Annotated in this window: 15 protein-coding genes; 6 read left to right on the top strand and 9 right to left on the bottom strand. The window is 52.5% G+C overall.

All coding sequences use genetic code 11. From position 1 onward, the window contains the following. Positions 1-117: 117 nt before the first annotated feature. Entirely contained in the window at positions 118-366 is a 249-nt protein-coding gene (locus BUA49_RS12325) for a DUF3297 family protein (RefSeq protein ID WP_072798139.1), read from the top strand. A 360-nt stretch (positions 367-726) separates the two neighbouring features. On the opposite strand, the gene BUA49_RS12315 is transcribed toward BUA49_RS12325, so the two are convergent. Both BUA49_RS12315 and BUA49_RS12310 read right to left on the bottom strand, forming a co-directional pair. Further along, positions 727-2,856 carry a bifunctional DedA family/phosphatase PAP2 family protein gene (locus BUA49_RS12315; RefSeq protein WP_072798136.1) on the bottom strand — a complete coding sequence of 710 codons (2,130 nt, stop codon included), beginning with the start codon at positions 2,854-2,856 and terminating at the stop codon, positions 727-729. A gap of 27 nt (positions 2,857-2,883) precedes the next feature. Continuing rightward, entirely contained in the window at positions 2,884-3,837 is a 954-nt protein-coding gene (locus BUA49_RS12310; RefSeq protein WP_072798134.1) for a DUF2860 domain-containing protein, read from the bottom strand. A gap of 343 nt (positions 3,838-4,180) precedes the next feature. On the opposite strand from BUA49_RS12310, the gene BUA49_RS12305 reads away from it, so the two are divergent. After that, entirely contained in the window at positions 4,181-5,008 is an 828-nt protein-coding gene (locus tag BUA49_RS12305; protein WP_072798133.1) for a DUF6544 family protein, read from the top strand. Positions 5,009-5,094: 86 nt separating this feature from the next. Next, entirely contained in the window at positions 5,095-6,048 is a 954-nt protein-coding gene (locus BUA49_RS12300) for a M23 family metallopeptidase (RefSeq protein WP_072798131.1), read from the top strand. A gap of 47 nt (positions 6,049-6,095) precedes the next feature. On the opposite strand, the gene BUA49_RS12295 is transcribed toward BUA49_RS12300, so the two are convergent. Next, positions 6,096-7,124 carry an ABC transporter permease gene (locus BUA49_RS12295; RefSeq protein ID WP_072798129.1) on the bottom strand — a complete coding sequence of 343 codons (1,029 nt, stop codon included), beginning with the start codon at positions 7,122-7,124 and terminating at the stop codon, positions 6,096-6,098. Continuing rightward, on the bottom strand, positions 7,121-7,804 hold the full coding sequence (locus tag BUA49_RS12290; RefSeq protein WP_072798127.1) for an ABC transporter ATP-binding protein: 684 nt from the start codon (positions 7,802-7,804) through the stop codon (positions 7,121-7,123). The genes BUA49_RS12295 and BUA49_RS12290 overlap by 4 nt, the downstream gene beginning before the upstream one ends. A gap of 598 nt (positions 7,805-8,402) precedes the next feature. Between BUA49_RS12290 and BUA49_RS12285 the strand changes: the two genes are divergently transcribed. Then, positions 8,403-10,382, top strand: a complete 1,980-nt coding sequence (locus BUA49_RS12285; RefSeq protein WP_072798126.1) for a methyl-accepting chemotaxis protein — start codon at positions 8,403-8,405, stop codon at positions 10,380-10,382. 165 nt (positions 10,383-10,547) lie between these two features. On the opposite strand, the gene BUA49_RS12280 is transcribed toward BUA49_RS12285, so the two are convergent. Continuing rightward, positions 10,548-10,754: a cold-shock protein gene (locus BUA49_RS12280; protein WP_072798124.1), complete on the bottom strand. Its 207-nt coding sequence runs from the start codon at positions 10,752-10,754 to the stop codon at positions 10,548-10,550. A gap of 318 nt (positions 10,755-11,072) precedes the next feature. Between BUA49_RS12280 and BUA49_RS12275 the strand changes: the two genes are divergently transcribed. Beyond that, complete coding sequence (locus BUA49_RS12275) at positions 11,073-12,287, top strand: serine hydrolase domain-containing protein (RefSeq protein ID WP_072798122.1); 1,215 nt, start codon at positions 11,073-11,075, stop codon at positions 12,285-12,287. 6 nt (positions 12,288-12,293) lie between these two features. On the opposite strand, the gene BUA49_RS12270 is transcribed toward BUA49_RS12275, so the two are convergent. From BUA49_RS12270 to BUA49_RS12260, 3 genes are read right to left on the bottom strand one after another with little or no spacing between them, the layout of a single operon-like run. After that, positions 12,294-13,052 carry an ABC transporter ATP-binding protein gene (locus tag BUA49_RS12270; protein WP_072798121.1) on the bottom strand — a complete coding sequence of 253 codons (759 nt, stop codon included), beginning with the start codon at positions 13,050-13,052 and terminating at the stop codon, positions 12,294-12,296. Next, a complete protein-coding gene (locus BUA49_RS12265) occupies positions 13,045-14,286 on the bottom strand; it encodes an ABC transporter permease (protein WP_072798119.1) in 1,242 nt (413 codons plus the stop codon). Before BUA49_RS12265 ends, BUA49_RS12270 begins: the two co-directional genes overlap by 8 nt. Further along, positions 14,273-15,481, bottom strand: coding sequence for an efflux RND transporter periplasmic adaptor subunit (locus BUA49_RS12260; protein WP_072798117.1), 1,209 nt, complete (start codon positions 15,479-15,481; stop codon positions 14,273-14,275). The genes BUA49_RS12265 and BUA49_RS12260 overlap by 14 nt, the downstream gene beginning before the upstream one ends. Positions 15,482-15,666: 185 nt before the next feature. On the opposite strand from BUA49_RS12260, the gene BUA49_RS12255 reads away from it, so the two are divergent. Further along, on the top strand, positions 15,667-16,044 hold the full coding sequence (locus tag BUA49_RS12255; protein ID WP_072798116.1) for a nuclear transport factor 2-like protein: 378 nt from the start codon (positions 15,667-15,669) through the stop codon (positions 16,042-16,044). A gap of 26 nt (positions 16,045-16,070) precedes the next feature. Here the strand turns inward: BUA49_RS12255 and BUA49_RS12250 are convergent, their stop codons facing one another. Next, entirely contained in the window at positions 16,071-18,131 is a 2,061-nt protein-coding gene (locus BUA49_RS12250) for an ABC transporter permease (protein WP_072798114.1), read from the bottom strand. Positions 18,132-18,141: the final 10 nt, after the last annotated feature.

Genomic DNA, 18,141 nt, shown 5'->3' with positions numbered 1-18,141 from the left:
GTATTTCTGCATAGATTATAGCCAAACCTGTGACATGTCATATCCTGCTGCAGTGCTTGAGCACCAAATCCATATTGCCTAGAATGGCGCTCTTTTCATTTAAAGCAGGTCACTACCATGAACGATACTAAATCGCTGCCAGCGTTACCGGATAGACTTTCAAGAAATCCCCATAGCCCGCATCATGTAGCAGAAGTTTTCGATCACGATATTGGTATCCGGCTCAATGACAAAGAACGTACCAATGTTGAGGAATATTGCATCAGTGAAGGTTGGATAAAAATTGCCTCGCCCAAAGCGCTGGACCGTCGCGGGCAGCCGCTTCTGATGACTCTGAAAGGAAAGGTTGAAGCCTACTACCGGTAAGCAACAAGGTCGCCTTCCAGCTTAGCGGGCAACTCAGGGGAGCCCACAAATTTCGGGAATTAAAATATGAATTTAAGGCTTGTCGGCACCATCGGGACATTTCTTTTAGTAGTCCTGGGGCTCATGTATCAAGTTGGCGACTTTAGCGTCGGAGATTTTTTCGTTTTTCTGGGCCTCGGGTCTGTAGCGGGCTTAATCGCCTGGTTTAAACTTTTTAAGCCAGGTTCTCAACGTGAAGGTAAGTAACTAAGCGCAGATGCCAGAGGGTTGCTCAGATCAACGCCAGTGAAGAGAAACAAAAACCGGGACAGATTTATTCGTTAGTTTTCTTGGTCCCCGACAACGGTGGTTTTCAACGCACTAACAACCCGGGCCTACATCAACCAAGCTGATAAGGCCATCATAGGGTAATGTCCCATCGGTTGAGTTTGTCGGCGGGGTCTCTGGATATGACACCTCTGTGATGTGATTAGCGCCCCCACCTGCTTTCAACTGCGCGTTCAGGTCCTGACGAGCGAGGTTGAAGCTGGTTAACGGCTGCGGCACCACATGCCAGCCAGGCCGCTTCTCCTGGCCAACGGTCGCCACAAACAGCCGCCCACCGGTATCCAGCTTGTCAGGTGTCGCCCAGACCCTCAGGTAACCTCGATCAAAAACATGGCCCTGTTGTCCCGGCTGAACCAACCCGAGAGATTGTGGGTTGGCGTTCCAGAACCAGGGTGATAGCGGTGCGGTTGGATAGTCGGTACCGCGCAATGCATTGAAGTAAGCCCTTGGCACACTGTGCCAACGAATCGGATCTGCTTCCCGCCAACCGGAACGAATCAGGCAGGCGCGCACCTGATCAATATCCCGGGCAACAAAAAGAACGTTAATAGGCGCTCTGCGAATGCCGAGGATGGAGCTGGCATAGGTTTCGCGGCCTTTAAGTATGCTTTGCGGCGATGCTGACAACACGACCGTTTGCTTTGCCAGTGCTGGATGCACAGAGAGGTCCGGCACCCGAAACACATTGAACATCAAACTCATCACCAGAACCCCTGCAACGCCGACGACGGCAACGGTCAGTTTAAGTCCCGGGGCAACATGGAACCGCAGTCCGATACGATGAACATGAGCCGGACTGATATAGGTGGCAGAAATACCCAGCACCAATCCTAAAGTGCCCACAAGGTAGCCGGCGAGCACGTCACTGGGATAGTGGACGCCCAAGTAGAGTCGGCTGAACCCGATCAAAAACGCGATCAGCAGGCCCAGCATCAGCAGGTTGATCCGTGTACTCCAGAGCCGGACGAAGCGCATGGCGATATAAATGGCAAATCCATAAAAAGCCACGCTGATGCTGGCATGGCCACTGGGAAATGAAAATCCCGATGGATCCAGTACGCCGCCGTCCGGTCGGGGGCGATGAAACGCAAGCTTGCCAAGAAAGGTCAGTAGCTCACAACTTACAAGGGAAATGGCCAGCGGTAGAATCAGCGATCCTTGTTTGCGGTACCAGAGCCAGCCGCTCAACGCCACGGTGCCACTGGCAACCACCGGCCAGTATCCGAAGGAGGTGATGGTGTAAAACAGGTGGTCGAAAAAGGGGCTACGTACACTCGCCAGAAGGCCGTTAACGCGAGTGTCCAGCCCAACCACCGTATCACCGGTAATGACATCTTCAGCCAGTCCGCTGAAAAGGGCGAGAATATAGAGCCCGGTTAAACCCGTCAGGGTCAGCGGTAGCCCAAGCCAGCGTGAGCGGTCGAGGCGCTGCCTGATAAAGATGGTCGTCGCGGGAAATCGCCGTATGAGACGAACGACGTCCGGATTTTGGCGCAACGCGGCGCCCACGGATTTTAAAATTGATCTTAGAAACTGAAAGCCACTGGGGCCGAAGCGCAGGATTGACCATCGCAAGACGTAGAATATCAGCAGCGTGAAAACCAGAACCAGAACCAGTATGCCAACGCGAGAGAGCCAGGTCTGGGCCAGTGACAACGACTGCGAGAAAATGTAACCCGGCAAGATCCACTGAAAGCCCCAACCAATGGCCCCGAGCAGGTTCCAGGTCATGAAGGAACGGCGCTCCATTCCCACCATCCCTGCAATGAACGGCATGATTTCCTTCACCGAAGGCACAAACCGGGCGAGAAATACGCTTTTGCCACCGTGGCGGTCGAAATACGCCTCCGCTTTCTGCACATGTTCTGTCTTCAGAAACCAGCGATCTTCCCTTAACCAGTGTCGGCCGTAGCGGCGTCCCAGGAAGTAATTGATGTTATCGCCAAGCGTCGCGCCCACGATGGCAAAGAACAGCAGATCGAAAAGATCAAAAAACCCCTGACCGGCCAGCATTCCCATCAACAGCAGCAGCGTAGAACCCGGCAGAAAGAGACCAAGTAGAAAAACGGTCTCCGCCAAGGCTGCAAATAAGGCGAACCAGTAGCCCCACAACCCAGCGCTTTGGGCCAGTGAGGCGGCAGTCTGGGCAAGGGAATCCATCATGGGTATTTCCTGAACGAATCAGCCTGACTAGAACTTGTAGTTTAAACCAACTGCAAGCAGGTACGACGATTCACCGTAAAACGTGAGGTTGGATTGGGTATCGCCATAGCCGACAAAAGAAATAAACGACCAATCCTTCCACCCCATCACGTCCCGGTATTCGTACGCTGCAAACAGGCTTAGCTCGTCATCTGAGCGCGCTTTAGTAAACAGCGTACTCGCACTGTCATAATCTCGCCTGGCGTAACCCGCTGTTAGCACCAGGCTGTGTTTGCCCAGAATATTGAACCAGCTGATATCGGTGCCATAGGAGTCGAATGAGTTTGCACTGCCATCGGCGTCATGTTGAATGTAGATGACCGAGGGTATCAGAAAGCTGGTAGGCGACACGATGAAGCGATAACCGCCCTTGGCATAGTAGCTTTCAGCATCGCGCGCCAGGCCAGTCCCGGCGTTGAGGTCGTCCTCAACATCTGTGGTGGCGTAGGCAAGATCCAGGCTGAAGCTGGAACCTGAAATGCTCTCAAGCTTCAGGCGATAGGCATTGCCTGTGATGTCGGTCTCCCTTCGCGCGGTGTTGAGCTGATAGGGATTTTGCCAGGTTTCTCCGGATATCACCGTTGGTAAAAAGGAGACATCCACAACAGTGCCCGAGCTGAGCTCATGTTTATAACCCAGCTCCATCGCCAACGTTCCCACCGCGATATCTTCTCTTGAAGTACCAAAATAAATCTGCTGCCTGAGTTGCTTGCCAAAGGTATAAGCAATGCTCCCGAGCGGGGCTATCAGGCTTTCTGACTCACTTTCTGGCTCGTTTGCCAGCGAATCGATTGTTGCGTCACCTTCGGTATTAAAATTGGAGGTCGAAGACGTAATGACCGCGTTCAGAGAAATTTCACCACTGATTCCTTGCTGGGGAGCCAGTTGCGCGTAGCTGGGCAACGTAATGAAAAGAACAGAAAGTGCCAGGTACTTTTTCATTTGAAAACTCCTATTCAGGGTTGAATACGTCCCAAAGGTGCTCAGCGCACGCAGGCGGGGTGAGTGATGATCAGGAAGTCCGCTCTCCGGGGATGACCTCTGAGATGCTGTATTTACGCGTAAACATGGTCTTACGGTTCAGCCAGACGAGTACGACCGCAATCAGCGAAAAAAGATAGGTGTCGTAAGGCTGGGCATCTGGCCAGAAGACATCATCTGGTGACCTCAATTCGGGCAGCAACTTCTCAAGCCATACACATATATTTTATAGTTCACTGGTTCGAAGCTGAAGGCTGCTCTATGTCTGTAGACGAGCGGTTGAGGACGTTCCCAGGTGATTGCGATGGCCTTTGTGCTTGTATTGCTTATTTTGACGGGATTGGCGCTGTCCGTCTGGCGGCTAATGGATCACCGGGCTGACCTTAAAGCTATGCATGAGCTTGCGGTCAGCCAACCTGCACAACCTCCAATCTTCACCGCCGATATGATCGCTCACCTGCCTGAACCGACACGCCGCTATTTTCTATACACGATTACACCGGGCACTCCACTCTCTAAGGTGGCCAGCATCACCGTGGTCGGGTGCTTCGGGATGGGCAACAGGGACAAGCCCAGCTATCTGGATTTTACGGCAACTCAGGTTCTGGCCATGCCTGCCGGGTTTGTCTGGAAAATGCGTGCGCGGCGTGGCTTGATGAGGCTGTCCGGTTCTGACAGCCAGAGGTGGACGCGGTTCTGGCTGATGAGTTTGTTGCCAGTCGCCCGCCTGGGTGGGAACCCGGATCATACCCTTTCAGCGTTTGGCCGTTATGTGGCCGAGGCTGTCTTCTGGACACCTGCAGCGGTGCTGCCCTGCCCCGGTATTGTCTGGGAGGCCTTAGATGCTGATCGCGCCCGGGTCACCGTAAAATATCGGGACCTGTCACAGTCAGTTGATCTGACCGTGGGGGCGGATGGTCAGCCGACACAGGTCTGTTTTGAGCGATGGAGCAATGCAAATCCGGAAAAGCAGCACCGGCTGCAACCGTTCGGCGGTTATCTCTCAGAGTTCCAGTACTTCGGCGGGTTTCGCCTGCCCACCCATGTGGAAGCCGGAAATCATTTTGCCACGGATCAGTACTTTCCATTTTTCGTGGCGGATGTGACTGCTGTAGAGTTCCCCCATGAATGATTTCGGTCATAATTTTATAGCGTTGCGGCAATCTCCTGGCTGCCGTTCTTCTGGTTCTCTGGTGGAATAGAAAGAAGGTCTGAACGATGTCCTGGATGGTAATACTTACACAGGTTCTTCTGCCGCTGGCGCTGCTGGCGTGGATGGCGTTTTACCCGGCGGCGGGATGGCTTGCGTGGGGGCTCCAGCTTGTTTCGGTAGCACTGGTTCTGCTGGGTATTGGCCTTGTGTCTCTGTGGGCGGTGCCGCCGTTTTGGGCGCCTTATGCCTATGGCCTGTTACTGCTCCTTATCACGGCTACCCACCTGTTCCGAGAAGGTATTCCCGGTCCCGGGCTATGGCAGGCGTCAGCGGCGAGTTCTGTCATGATCCTGATGGCGGCGGTGTTGGGCTTGCTTGGCGGTTATCTGGCATGGCACGCAATGAAGGGGCGCGTGCTGCCCGAGGAAGCGGTGGTGGACATAGCCCCTCCCTTCCCCCCGGGGCACTACCTCATTGCCAATGGAGGGAGCACACCGATGATCAATGGGCACCTCAAAACCCTGAACCCGGCAGTCGAGCGTTTTCGCCCGTGGCGCGGCCAGAGCAAGGCCCTGGATATCTTCCGGGTTACCCCTCTGGGGTTTCACAAGAATGGCTGGCAACCGACGGATCCGGCCAGATACACAACGTTTGGCGTGCCGGTTCTCTCGCCATGCAGCGGCGAAGTGGCCCTGGTAGTTGATGGGATACAAGATATGCCGGTTCCGGAAATGGACCGCGACCATATGGCTGGCAACTATGTCGCTATCAATTGCGGGGATTTTTTCGTGATCCTTGCGCATTTACGCCAAGGCAGTATCGCGGTAGCAACCGGAGACAGGATAAGAACCGGTGCCTTTCTGGGGCAGATGGGCAATTCGGGAAACAGCTCGGAACCGCACCTGCATCTGCATGCCCAACGAGGGTTGCCAGAGGAAGCGCCCCTGGCTGGCGAACCGCTGTGGCTCACCATCAATAATCAATTTCCGGTGCGCAATGACACTCTGCACATTTTTTAGAGAAAGCCGGAGATTTAACTTGTCAGCAACCGCTGAGGTGCCGGAAATCACATAAGCCAGCGTTTCTTCATCAACAGGTATGATAAAACAAACATCAATGATCCCAGTAAAATCAGGTAGATCCAATCAAAGGTCATATCTGTCAAGCTGGCGTTTTCCAGGAGTATGGACTGAAGAGGCTTATACAATTGATAGGATGGCAGCAACGGCGCAACGGCGGTTAACTTCTGTGAAACATCTGCCATTGCCGAAGGGAGCAGGTGCGGTAAATAGAAGATAACGCCCAGCGTTCTGGCGCTGGCTTGGCTGCGGCATAGAAACCCCAGAAAAATCCCAAAGGCGCTGAAGCAAAAGCTACCTGCCAGGAGTATGGCGATATAATCGAAAAGGTGTACCGGGCCGAATTTTCCTAGCAGATGAAGAAACAGTACCGCCGCCAAGGTCAGCAGCATTCCCAGGATCAATTTGGCTATCAACCATTGGGCTTCGGTTATGGGCGTCTGGAGAAGAGCAAGCAGAAGCTTCTTTTCCTTTTCCTCGGCCACTTGCGCCGGCAGGATAATGAAGCCGATGAGCAGAACCAACATCAATACCCATGTAGGCAACGTCTCTCTCTGAATGCCGCCCTTGTGCAATGCCTGGATTCCGGTAATCCAATCCGGGCGACCTCCTTCTGCGGCTTTCTGTAATGCTGAGAAAGTCTGCATGATCGCAACGGTTTGGATGGAATCTTTCTTCAAGACAATCAACGCAAGGCTGTCGGTTTCTGCTTCATTTCTCGTTAAAATTCCGTCTATCTTGCGCTCGGTTAATAAACGAATCCCCGCTTCCGTATTTTCAACCCAGGTTATCTCGATAAGGTTTTCAGCAGCACTGATACTCTGGGTGATTTCGGGTGTAAACGCTTCCTGCTGAACCAGACCGATTTTGATTTTGCTTGCTTCGACGCCGGTCACGTCTACCAGATTCAGCGTAACAAACACGAACAGCGGGATGAACAGGATCAAAAAAAACGTCTTGTTTTTGAGAGCGATGGCTAAATCATTGCATGCAAGTATGAGGATATTTCGCATCATAATGCATACAGATTTTCATGAATTTCGGATTGAAAATACGCTTGGGGAGATCCGTCGAAGACCAGGCTGCTTTCATGCAGCACCATGATCCGCGTTGCAAGGTTTTTTATCTCTTCAGGTCGATGGGAAGTAAAAAGAATGGTCTTTCCAGCTGCATGCATCGATTTTAACAAACGGTAGATTTCCCTTGTCATCTCGAAGTCGAGGCCCGATGTGGGCTCATCCAGAATGAGCAGCGGAGGATCTGCCAACAGTGCGCGTCCGATGTTCACCCGCTGCTTCAATCCTTTTGACAGCGCCTGTACCTTGCTTCGTCGAAAAGGCAGTAGATTGAACTCGGCCAGAACGTCTTCCACCCGAGACTTCGGGGCGCGGGAGAGCCGGGCGAAGAGCGTGAGGTTATATTCAACGGAAAAGAAATCGATTAGATTGGGATCTTCTGGAATGAAACCCACCTTTCCGACGACAGCCACCCTGTCTTTCAGATCGGCCCCGTCAACCGTTGCGGTACCGCTATCCGGAACGATCCAGTTTGCCAGCATTTTCAGTAAGGTCGATTTGCCAGCACCGTTATGACCAACAATGGCGATTAGCTCGCCTTTGTCTACTTCAAAGCTGGTGGACGCAAGTCCTCGCTTTTGATCATAGAGCTTTGCGAGATTCTGAACTACGAGCTGCATAAGTCATACATCAATACAGGACAAAGGCGAACGTCATCAGCATCCAGAATCTCTCAGACGATTTTTAGCCCAATGTGTGAAGATTCCAGCGCTGGCTAAACCAGCCTGACAATTACTATCACGAGAATGATAGCTACCAATAAACCAATCATAACCCACTCCTTGGTAGTGAGAACTACTTAATGGAAATCAACGTGTCAGAACTCAGTTTCGAATACCGGTATTACTGCCAGCCTGTGCTTTTCAAAGCCCTGATACTGTGCGTTAACGCACATAGCGTATCTTATATTTTCGAGCTATGTTTTGAAACAAAAAGGGAATCAATGGAAACGAATTTTCGAAGCTTGGGTAAATCCACTACCGTTTTAAAACCGTCCGTGGAAACGGGGTAGAACCCTTCGGGCTAGAAATAACAGTGAGACTATTCTCGGGACTGGCACGCGCTTTGTGCTAAGAAGCCTCTGAATAATCCCGCAGCGCCGTTGCTCCAGGTGATCTACGCTTTAGAAACTGGCAAACCAGCCGTTACGCTGTTTAGAGAGTTGTAGAACACCAAATGGCCGGAGTTGGCAAACCTGACTGATATAGGGAATGGGTCATGAATCTGGGATACAAGCTGGGGCTGGCATTCGTTATCACGTCACTGATGACAGCCGCGACCGCGTGGATTGGTTATTCCGGCATGTCGAATCTTGAAACCGATTTTTCGTTGGTCAACGAGCTGTCTGCTGTTGTGTCCGATGTTCAGCAATTGCGCGGGGCCGAAAAGGACTACGTAATTACCGGCGACGATCGCTTTATCACTCGTGCTGACGAACTCAACGAGCGGATGCAGCAGCGTATTGACCGTCTTGTTGCCGAGTCCGACGGCGCCGAAGTGAATGACCGGATGGCGCGAATACGTGAGCAGCTTGCGAGCTATGTCGGGCAGTTCCGTGCCTACGCCGAACAGCGTCGTTCACTGGCGTCGCTGGGGCGCGAAATGGAGGAAACGGCAACTGCTCTGGAGGCGCTGCTGATCGACGTTCGCGCTGAGCAGCAGAAACAATACAACGCTCTCAATGACAAACTGTTTGCCAGCAAAGCTGATTTCAAGGCGCGGTTGGACAAGGTTGATACCGCCAACCTGATGATCAAGCGAATGCTGGAAGCACGCATGGAAGAGAAAAACTTCATCATCTACGAAGAGCGCGCCGCGCTGGCAAAAGCAAGAAAGCTGGCGAGTGAAATTTTAGCCTCGGCAGATGCACTGGAGGCGCCGGCCACAAATCCTGACGGTGAAGATAGCATCGAAAATGGCCCTGGATCGCAGACAGCCACCGCTAGCGTCGCTGCCGAAAAAGTGCGCGTACTGGCACAGAATTATATGGTCGCGCTGGATCGCTATCTGGAAACCTGGCAGGTGGCGGGCGAAGAGCTGGGTTCGATGACGGAAAGCGCAACAGCGATGCAGGAACTGGCGGATCAGGAATCACAGCTGGTGCTGGCCGCAATCGATGATGACCTGGGGCAGAAGATCAGCCTGCTGCTGATTGTGGCTTTGATCGCCATTGTTATTGCGGTGCTGGCGGGCTACACCGTATCCCGTTATATCACCCGTGCCATTGATGTCTTGCTGAAAAGCATGAAACGGGTCGCCGAAGGTGATCTGCAGGTGTCGCTCGAGGCAAAATCAAAAGACGAGCTGGGGCAGCTGTCCCTGGCGGCGAACCAGATGGTCGAGCGTCTGAAAGCGCTGCTGGGCACAATTCGTGAAACCGGCACCGAGCTGAACGGTGCGGCGGAGACTATTAACCAGTTGGGCGCTGAAAACGCCAGCGCCATTGATCAACAGCGTGCCGAAATAAGCCGCATCGCCACCTCGATCAACGAGATGAGCAGCTCAATACAGGAAGTTGCCAACAACGTCTCTGATACGGATATATCAACCCGTCAGGCGGATGAGCTTGCGGTTCAGGGGCAGAAGGCGAATCATTCGGTCTCGCAGGCAGTCGAAGCGCTGGAATCCAATATGCAGGCTATTGTCGAATCCATCGAGTCGCTGAAGGGTGACAGTGAACACATCGGTCAGGTGCTGGATGTTATCCGCACCATCGCCGAGCAGACCAACCTGCTGGCACTGAACGCCGCGATCGAGGCGGCGCGCGCGGGTGAGCAAGGGCGCGGGTTTGCCGTGGTCGCCGATGAAGTGCGTACTCTGGCCAGTCGTACCCAGGGATCAACCAATGAAATCGAGCAGATGATTGCGGCGTTACGCAGCAGTATTGCCAGCTCGATCGGGGTGATTAACGAGAGTGAGTCCGGTCTTAAATCCGTGGTGGCAGCCAAAGACACCGCCGAGACAACGATCAATGACATTAAACGGTCGCTGACCGCTATTTCGGAAAAGATGACCCAGGTGGCTAGCGCAACAGAGCAGCAGGGTAACGTCTCTGAGGAGATCAGCTCGAACATCACATTCATTGATAATGCCGCCGAACAGATCAGCCAGCGGGCCAGTCGCGTTAGCGAGTCCAGTGAGTCGCTGCTCAGAGTTGCCCGGCGTCTTGACGAACAGTTAAGCGGGTTCAGGCTTTGATCAGAGCCTCCCTAAGTCTAATTAATGGATTTCCGCAATAAGAAAGAAGTATCCGTGAATAAAACTAATCCTGAGAAATTACCGGCGGGATCACATAATTTTTGGGCAAACATAAACGAAAAAAGGCAGCCGAAGCTGCCTTTTTCACTGCGTGTTGCGTGTTATTTACACAGCAACTACGTTTTCCGCCTGTGGGCCTTTCTCGCCCTGAGTAACGGTGAACTCAACTTCTTGGCCTTCGGCCAGAGTCTTGAAGCCGTCGCCCTTAATGGAGCTGTAGTGAACAAAAACGTCTGGGCCGCTTTCGCGAGTGATAAAGCCAAAACCTTTTGCTTCGTTGAAAAACTTAACGTTACCGGTAACAGTTGACATAATATACTTTCCTGAATTCAATCTTTAAATGTGCCGCCAGAACATCTTATGATGACTGGTCAGCGATATGCGGGAAACAAAAAACTGGCGAGATCAAAAACAGAACATGCTACTTGTTACAACTGAGAAGCGTCTTATTTATGACGTGCTTTGCTAAATCTTTCCAACGAGACGTAAGGTACCCTCTACTGCCGCAAAATGCAAAGGTATTTCTTATCAGCATAAACCGAGCCGTTGATAGAACTGGCCGCGAGCTCTAGGATCCTTGTTTAATAGCGGCGCAATGATCGCAAAACCACACACGAAGATGCCCTTTCTATGACGGAACTCAACCAGCTTGCCGGCCTCGTGCCGGACCAGCTTCGCAACATTGAAGACCACCTTGACCGTCGCTACATCCAGCCTGGAAAGCTTCCCGGTACGCTGACACTGGTGGCCCGGCGAGGTGAAATTGCCTATGTGAAAGCCCTGGGGTTGATGGATGTGGAACGCAACAAGCCGGTTTGCCGGGATACTGTTTTCCGCATTTACTCTATGACCAAGCCGATCACGTCTATCGCCATGATGCAGCTTTATGAGCAGGGGCGGTTTTTGCTGGATGATCCGGTCTACAAGTATATTCCGGCCTGGAAAAACCTGCGGGTTTATAAAAGTGGTGTCTATCCCAATTTCCTGACCACACCTGCAACCCGCACCATGACCATTCGCGATCTGTTCACGCATATGTCAGGCCTGACCTATGGCTTTATGAACCGCACCAACGTGGACGCAGCCTACCGGGAGTTAAAGCTTGATGGCAGCCGGAGCCTGACGCTGGAGGCATTGGTCGATCAGCTGGCAGAGCTGCCGCTGGAGTTCTCACCGGGTACGGCCTGGAACTATTCCGTCAGCACGGATGTGCTGGGGTATCTGGTGCAGTTGCTGTCTGGCCAGCCTTTTGATGAGTATCTGCGCGAGCATATCTTTGAACCTTTGGACATGCCCGATACAGGCTTCCAGGTGCGTGACGATCAACTTGAGCGCTTCGCGGCCTGCTATCAGTACCAGCCCGGCGATCAGTTCAAGCTGCAGGACGATCCGGAGACGTCCCCTTTCCGGCACAAAAACAGGTTTCTGTCTGGCGGCGGCGGGCTTGTCTCTACCATTGATGATTATTTTCATTTTGCCCAGGCGCTTTGTCAGGGCGGAGAGTTTCAGGGGCGGCGGATTATTGGTCGAAAAACGCTGGAATTCATGCGTCGCAACCACCTGCCCGGCGGCCAGGATCTGCCGGGCCTCTCGGTCGGTGCGTTCAGCGAGACACCTTATGCCGGGAGTGGCTTTGGCCTGGGCTTTTCGGTAAAGACCGACGTTGCCAAATCCCAGACCAACGGATCGGTCGGTGAGTATGGTTGGGGGGGGCTGGCGAGCACCAACTTTTTTATCGATCCGGTCGAGGAGCTGGTGGTGATCTTCATGACGCAACTGATCCCCTCGTCGACTTACCCGGTCCGCCAGGAGTTGCGGGCCATCGTTAATGGCGCCTTGGTGTGACCCACCTCAAAGGTGAGCGTTGACGCCATCAGAGTCCGCTGAGGCGCCATCATAAACAATACGGCCATCGGTCAGGCGAATCGTCCGCGGGCAACGTGAGCTTAAGCGTGTGTCATGAGTGACAATCACGATCGCGCATTGATGCTCAATGTTAAAACGCTCAAACAGGCCAAATACTTCATCCGCGGTTTGCGTATCCAGGTTACCCGTTGGCTCATCAGCCAACACCAACGCAGGCCGCGTAACCAAAGCTCGCGCAATCGCCACCCGCTGCTGCTGTCCGCCGGATAAACGATTGGTTGGCTGACGCATGTAGTCAGTCAGCCCAACTTCGTTTAACAAATATTCGCCATAGGCCGTCTGCTCTGCCGAGGGCTTTCCGTAACGCAACATCAGCGGCATCAGCACATTATCCAGCGTACTGAACGCACTGATCAGATGGTGAAACTGAAACACGAAGCCAATCGACTCACTGCGCAACTGGGTGCGCTGCTGCTCACTCATACCCTGAGTCAAATGCCCCTGAATACGCAGTTCGCCCGATGAAGACACATCCAGCAAACCGATCACATTCAGCAGCGTACTTTTACCTGAACCGGAAGCACCAACCAACGCCACCAACTCACCAGGGCTGACCTGCAAAGAAATATCGTGCAAGACATGATTTTCCAGCGGTGTACCCGCGTTAAAAATCTTATTCAGTTTATCCAGCTGCAACACCACTTGTTGGTCCGCAGAGCTCGTTAACACCGGAGGCTCAGACATAACGAATCGCCACAGCAGGATCATATCGCGCTGCACGGCGCGCCGGCACAACCGCAGCAATGACGCCTGCCGCAGTGGCAATCAAGATCGCCGAAAACAACATAGAAGGTTCCAGCCGAATGAAAAACAAGCGCTCGCCAAAGTTGTTAAACACCTGCACCAAGGTATAGCCAACCATCACCCCTAACAGCGAACCCGCCAAGCCCAGCAAGCCACCCTGCAATAGAAACACGCGCAGAATTTGCTGCTGCGAACTGCCCATGGCGCGTAAAATACCAATCTCACGGGTACGCTGTACCACACTCACCGCCAACACACTGGCAATGCCAAAGATCACCGACAAAGCCACAAATACGCGGATCATTTCTGTCGTCATGGATTGCGAGCTCAGCGCGTTAAGCAGCTGACCGTTGCTTTCCATCCAGCTTTGCACATGCAAACCGGTTAATTTTTTGATGCGCTGTGCCCAGTATTCAGCACCGAACACATCCGCAATCTTTAACTCTAAAATCGTAACGCCACCAGGTAAGTCGAGTAAGGTTTGCGCTTGTTTCAGATCGGTGTAGACATAGCGGCTATCCAACTCACGCACGCCCAATTCAAAGATGCCCGCCACATTCACCACTGCCTGGCGATCATCACCGGCATCCAGGCGCAACTTGTCACCAGTGCGCAGGCCTAAATCTTCAGCCAATTGGCTACCGACCAATACATCACTGGCGCCAACGCTAAAGCGCCCTTCGCGCAGATAGTCTTTCAGCTCAATAATGCCGGCATAGCGCTCGGGATTTATGCCCATTAAGGCTACCGAGGCGCGCGCTGTGCCTTTCTGCGCAAAGGCCGGCCCGGAAATAAGCGGCGAGACGGTATTCAGCACCGCATACTCATCCAGTGCATCGCGCACTTCCTGCCAATTATTAATGGTTTGTAAACGCTGCGCGCGAGGGCTTTCCAGCGCCCAGACGTACTTGCCATCAGGGGTTGCGGACAAGTTATTGTGTTGCTGTGTGGCCTCAATACGAATATGCGCTTGCGTGCCCAGGGTTTTATCGATGATGTTAGTTTGCAGCCCCATGATCAACGCGGTGATAAACACAATCACCGCCGCGCCCACCGAAATGGCGACGCTGATCAGCAAGGTTTGTAGCGGGTTATCGGCGAGAAACCGCAAGGAAATGCGCCACTCAATCCATAGTGAATCGCGTAAACGACCCGCACGGCTAACGAATGACATGGGGTGCCTGTTCAAAGCGCACGCGGGCGCGCTGGCCATCACTCAGTTTATCCGCTTGTACCACAACATCACCTTCCGCCAGGCCGGAGACAATTTCACTGTGTGTCATATTGCGTAAACCCAGTTGCACCTCTACTGCGTTGACCTCACCGTTTTGCCAGCGCATAACCTGTGCCTGCCCGCTCGAGTAAGACTGTAGATAATCATTGGGCAACACCAGGGCACGCTCACGCTCTGCGGCAATAATATTGGCAGAAACCGTCATGCCTTGAAGAAAGGCATGACGCTCATTCGAGGCATCAGCCAGCACACTGATATGCACATCAATAGTACCGCGCCCGCTATCTACTGCTGGGGCGATAAAGCTCACAACGCCTGGCACCGTTTGCTCTGGCCACGCATCCGCAATCAGTTGAACCGGCTGTTTTAATTGCAGGGGAGCAAAGTTTTTCTCATCCAGCGCGACCACTACTTCGAGGCCATCGCTTGCAATGCCATCACGATCCAGACCGTCGCTACGGGCAATTTCCAGCAGTACCTTGCCCGGTTGCACCAGGTCTCCGGGCTCAACATTGCGAGTTTGGACCCGTCCGGAGAAAGGTGCATAGATACGGGTTTTCGCAAGCTCAGCTTCGGCACTATTAATGCGCTGCTGCAGTAACTGCTCTTCAGTGCTATTGGCCGCCAGGGAATCTGCAGCCAACTGCGCGCGAGTCAAAACGGTTTTGGCATTGAGCTCCATACGCTGCGCTTGTTCAGCCTGCTCGGTAGAGAGCAGGCCTTTGTCCGCCAGGGCTTCGCGACGCCGCGCTTCACGACTGGCTTGGCGTAAATTATCACGCGCCTCAACCAGGGCAGCCTGTGCTTGCGGCCGACTGATTTTTTGCAATTGTTGAAGCAAGGTTTGCGCTTGGGCCAGGCGTGATTGTAGTTCTTCAGGGTTAAGCTCGATGAGTAAATCGCCTTTGTTAACCCGATCACCTTCACGCACATGGCGAGCCATTACCGTACCCGTAATTTCGCTACCAATGCGTGCCAATGACTGATAACGCACCTCGCCACTGGCCACAATGCGCAACTCGAGCGGCATCAGTTCAACCGTTAACGCGGGCAAGACCGGGCCGCGCCATTTTTGCACGCCCACCAGCGAGGCGGCGCACACCGCGACAATGATAACTCCGTAAATTATGCGCATTTAAACCTCGCGAGAACACGACTAAACCAGCCCGATCGCATCGGGATGGATAGGTCTATTCAATCAAGAATATAGTACTTGTATCCCTGAGCGAACTGTTAAGCTCTTGATCTTGGTGCTCTACCCCGTTGATTTAACACTACCAGGCACCCAAACCGTCACCGTCCAAGAAGTGGAGTCTGTTCATGCAACCAAAAGACATCGTGGCCCAGTTCATCACCGATATCCATGACCAGCGTTTGGATGAGGCAAAAACCTTGCTAGCTGCGGAGGGGTTTGAATATGTGGGGCCGAATATGCGGTTCCTCAATCGGGATGACATGCTGGCCTACCAATTCGGTATGGTTGCCATCCAGAAAGACCTGATCCTCCGTCAGCTCAGTGCCGACGGGGAGCACGTGTTCGCGATCCTGGATTACCAGACCAACTTTCAAGCGATCGGGGATGTGCGGCTTGCCGTCTGGTTTCGTGTCAGAGACGACAAAATCCAGACGGTTGAAGCCTTCTACAATGCAGCCGTGGTTGAAAATATGCTGGGCGGCAACCTGCCTTCAGCGAGCTGAAAAAATGGACTCAGGTCACTTGCCTGTTAAGCGACCCCCAACACGTTCTTGCGCTGCTCTGCCCACGTATGGATCAAATGGTCTACGGCCAGGCCGATAAAGGCCACGCATAAGCCGAGAACAATGCCTTGGCCCATACCGTTGGCTTCAGACAAAGATTGCATGATGAGCTGTCCCAAGTCGTCGGTACCAATGAACGCGCCGATGATAACCATAAACAAAGCAAAGATGACGGTTTGGTTGATGCCCAGCATGATGTGTGGGAACGCCAAAGGTAGTTCAATCTGTAACAGACGCTGCATGCGGTTAACCCCTGACATGGAGCCTGCTTCTTGCAAGGATTTAGGCACGTTACTCAACCCTTCTACGGTGTAACGTGTGGCAGGGATTGTGGCGTAGACGATTACCGCAATAAGCACTGATAAATCACTCACCCCAAACAACATGATGACTGGAATCAAATAGACGAACGATGGGAACGTTTGAAACGTGTCACACACCAGTAATATAACTTTCGTTGCCCGAGGGCTTCGAGAGCACAAAGTGCCGACAGTGCAACCAATAATAACGGAAATAATGACTGCAAAGGTGGTCATATAGGCTGTGATGAGGGCGCGATCCCACCAAGGTGTTAAAGCAATAAAGGCAATAAAGGCGGTCACAATAACAGCGGAACGGAGGCCACCAATAATGTAGCCCGTGCCTGCAACCAGGAACAAGGTTGCAGCGACTGGCATCGATAGATAAGCCTGTTTCATGGGCATCAAAATTGAGGTAATCATAAACAAATTGAAGGCTTGCACGCTGCCGTAAGTATTGGTGATGATCCAGTCAACAATGGCGTCCCAGAACTTTTCAGTGGTGAACCCTTGTGATTCATGAATGAAGTAGAGGTAGTTAGCCTTTTCCGGGAAAACTATCGATGCAACATAGGCAATCACAGAGGTGAAGATCAAAATTCCCAAGAAGGCTAACGAATACCTGTGACGCACATGGAATGGCTGGTCAGCAAAGTAATCGACCTGCTTGTTAGCCCAGGCCAGGGATAGCTTATCCAAAACGACCGCAATCAATACAATAGACACACCCAGTTCCAGAGCCTGGCCAATATTGAGCATGTTCAAGGACACTAACAAGTCGTAGCCCAGCCCCTTTGCGCCAATGAACGATGCGATGACGGCCATGGCCAAACACTGCATGATAACCTGGTTAACACCGATCAAAATGTCATGACGGGCCGTAGGGATGAGCACTTTAAACATGAGCTGGCGAGGGTTACAGCCACTCATCATGCCCGCCTCCAACACTTCTGGAGAGACTTTTTTAAGGCCTAAAATTGTTAAACGGATCATTGGGGGGGTGGCAAAAATAACCGTTGAAATAGCACCTGCATGGTCACCAATGCCAAAAAATACCACCACTGGGATTAGGTAGGAGAAGTGAGGCATGGATTGAGCCACGTTTAACAGTGGCGCCAACATGGATTCGAACATCTTGTTTTTAAAGGCAATAATGCCCAATGACAACCCTATAACAACCGATAATGGCACAGCCACTAAGACAAAGGATAAGGTTTGCATGGCGGGTGTCCACTGACCAAATACAGCAATGTAAATGGTGCTGGCGCCAGCTAAAACAGACAGGCTACGGCCACCAAGATAGTGGCCTGTTATAAATGCACCAGCAGCAACAGCTGGCCACGGCAGTGCAGGAATTCGAGCCCACTGGTTTTCACTGATAAAGTCCCAGCTCGTAAAGGCCACAACGGTTTTAACGCCGCCCAATAGAAGTTCACGAATCAGATTAATGCTAAAGAGAATCACGCCAGACAGGGTGCGAGTGAACTCTTTCATCATGGTCGATTCTTCGGTGATGTCCAACTCAGAATCGTAAACATCGACAACCCAGAAGTCATTGATGAGGAACTTGAGGCCGTCGTTGACAATGTCTGGCAGCAACCAGAACTGTGTCTCTTGCAGGCGCCATAAGTTGCCACCGGTGGCAGGATCGATGGCCATTACAAGCGCAAAGAACACCGCCAATAAGACGACAAACTGAGTCCATTTATTTTCGGCAAAATATCGCATCAGGTTTGGC

The organism is Marinobacter antarcticus, assembly GCF_900142385.1.
Lineage (GTDB): Bacteria > Pseudomonadota > Gammaproteobacteria > Pseudomonadales > Oleiphilaceae > Marinobacter > Marinobacter antarcticus.
Note: the sequence above shows the minus strand (reverse complement) of the source record. Positions and strands in the feature narration are given on the sequence as shown.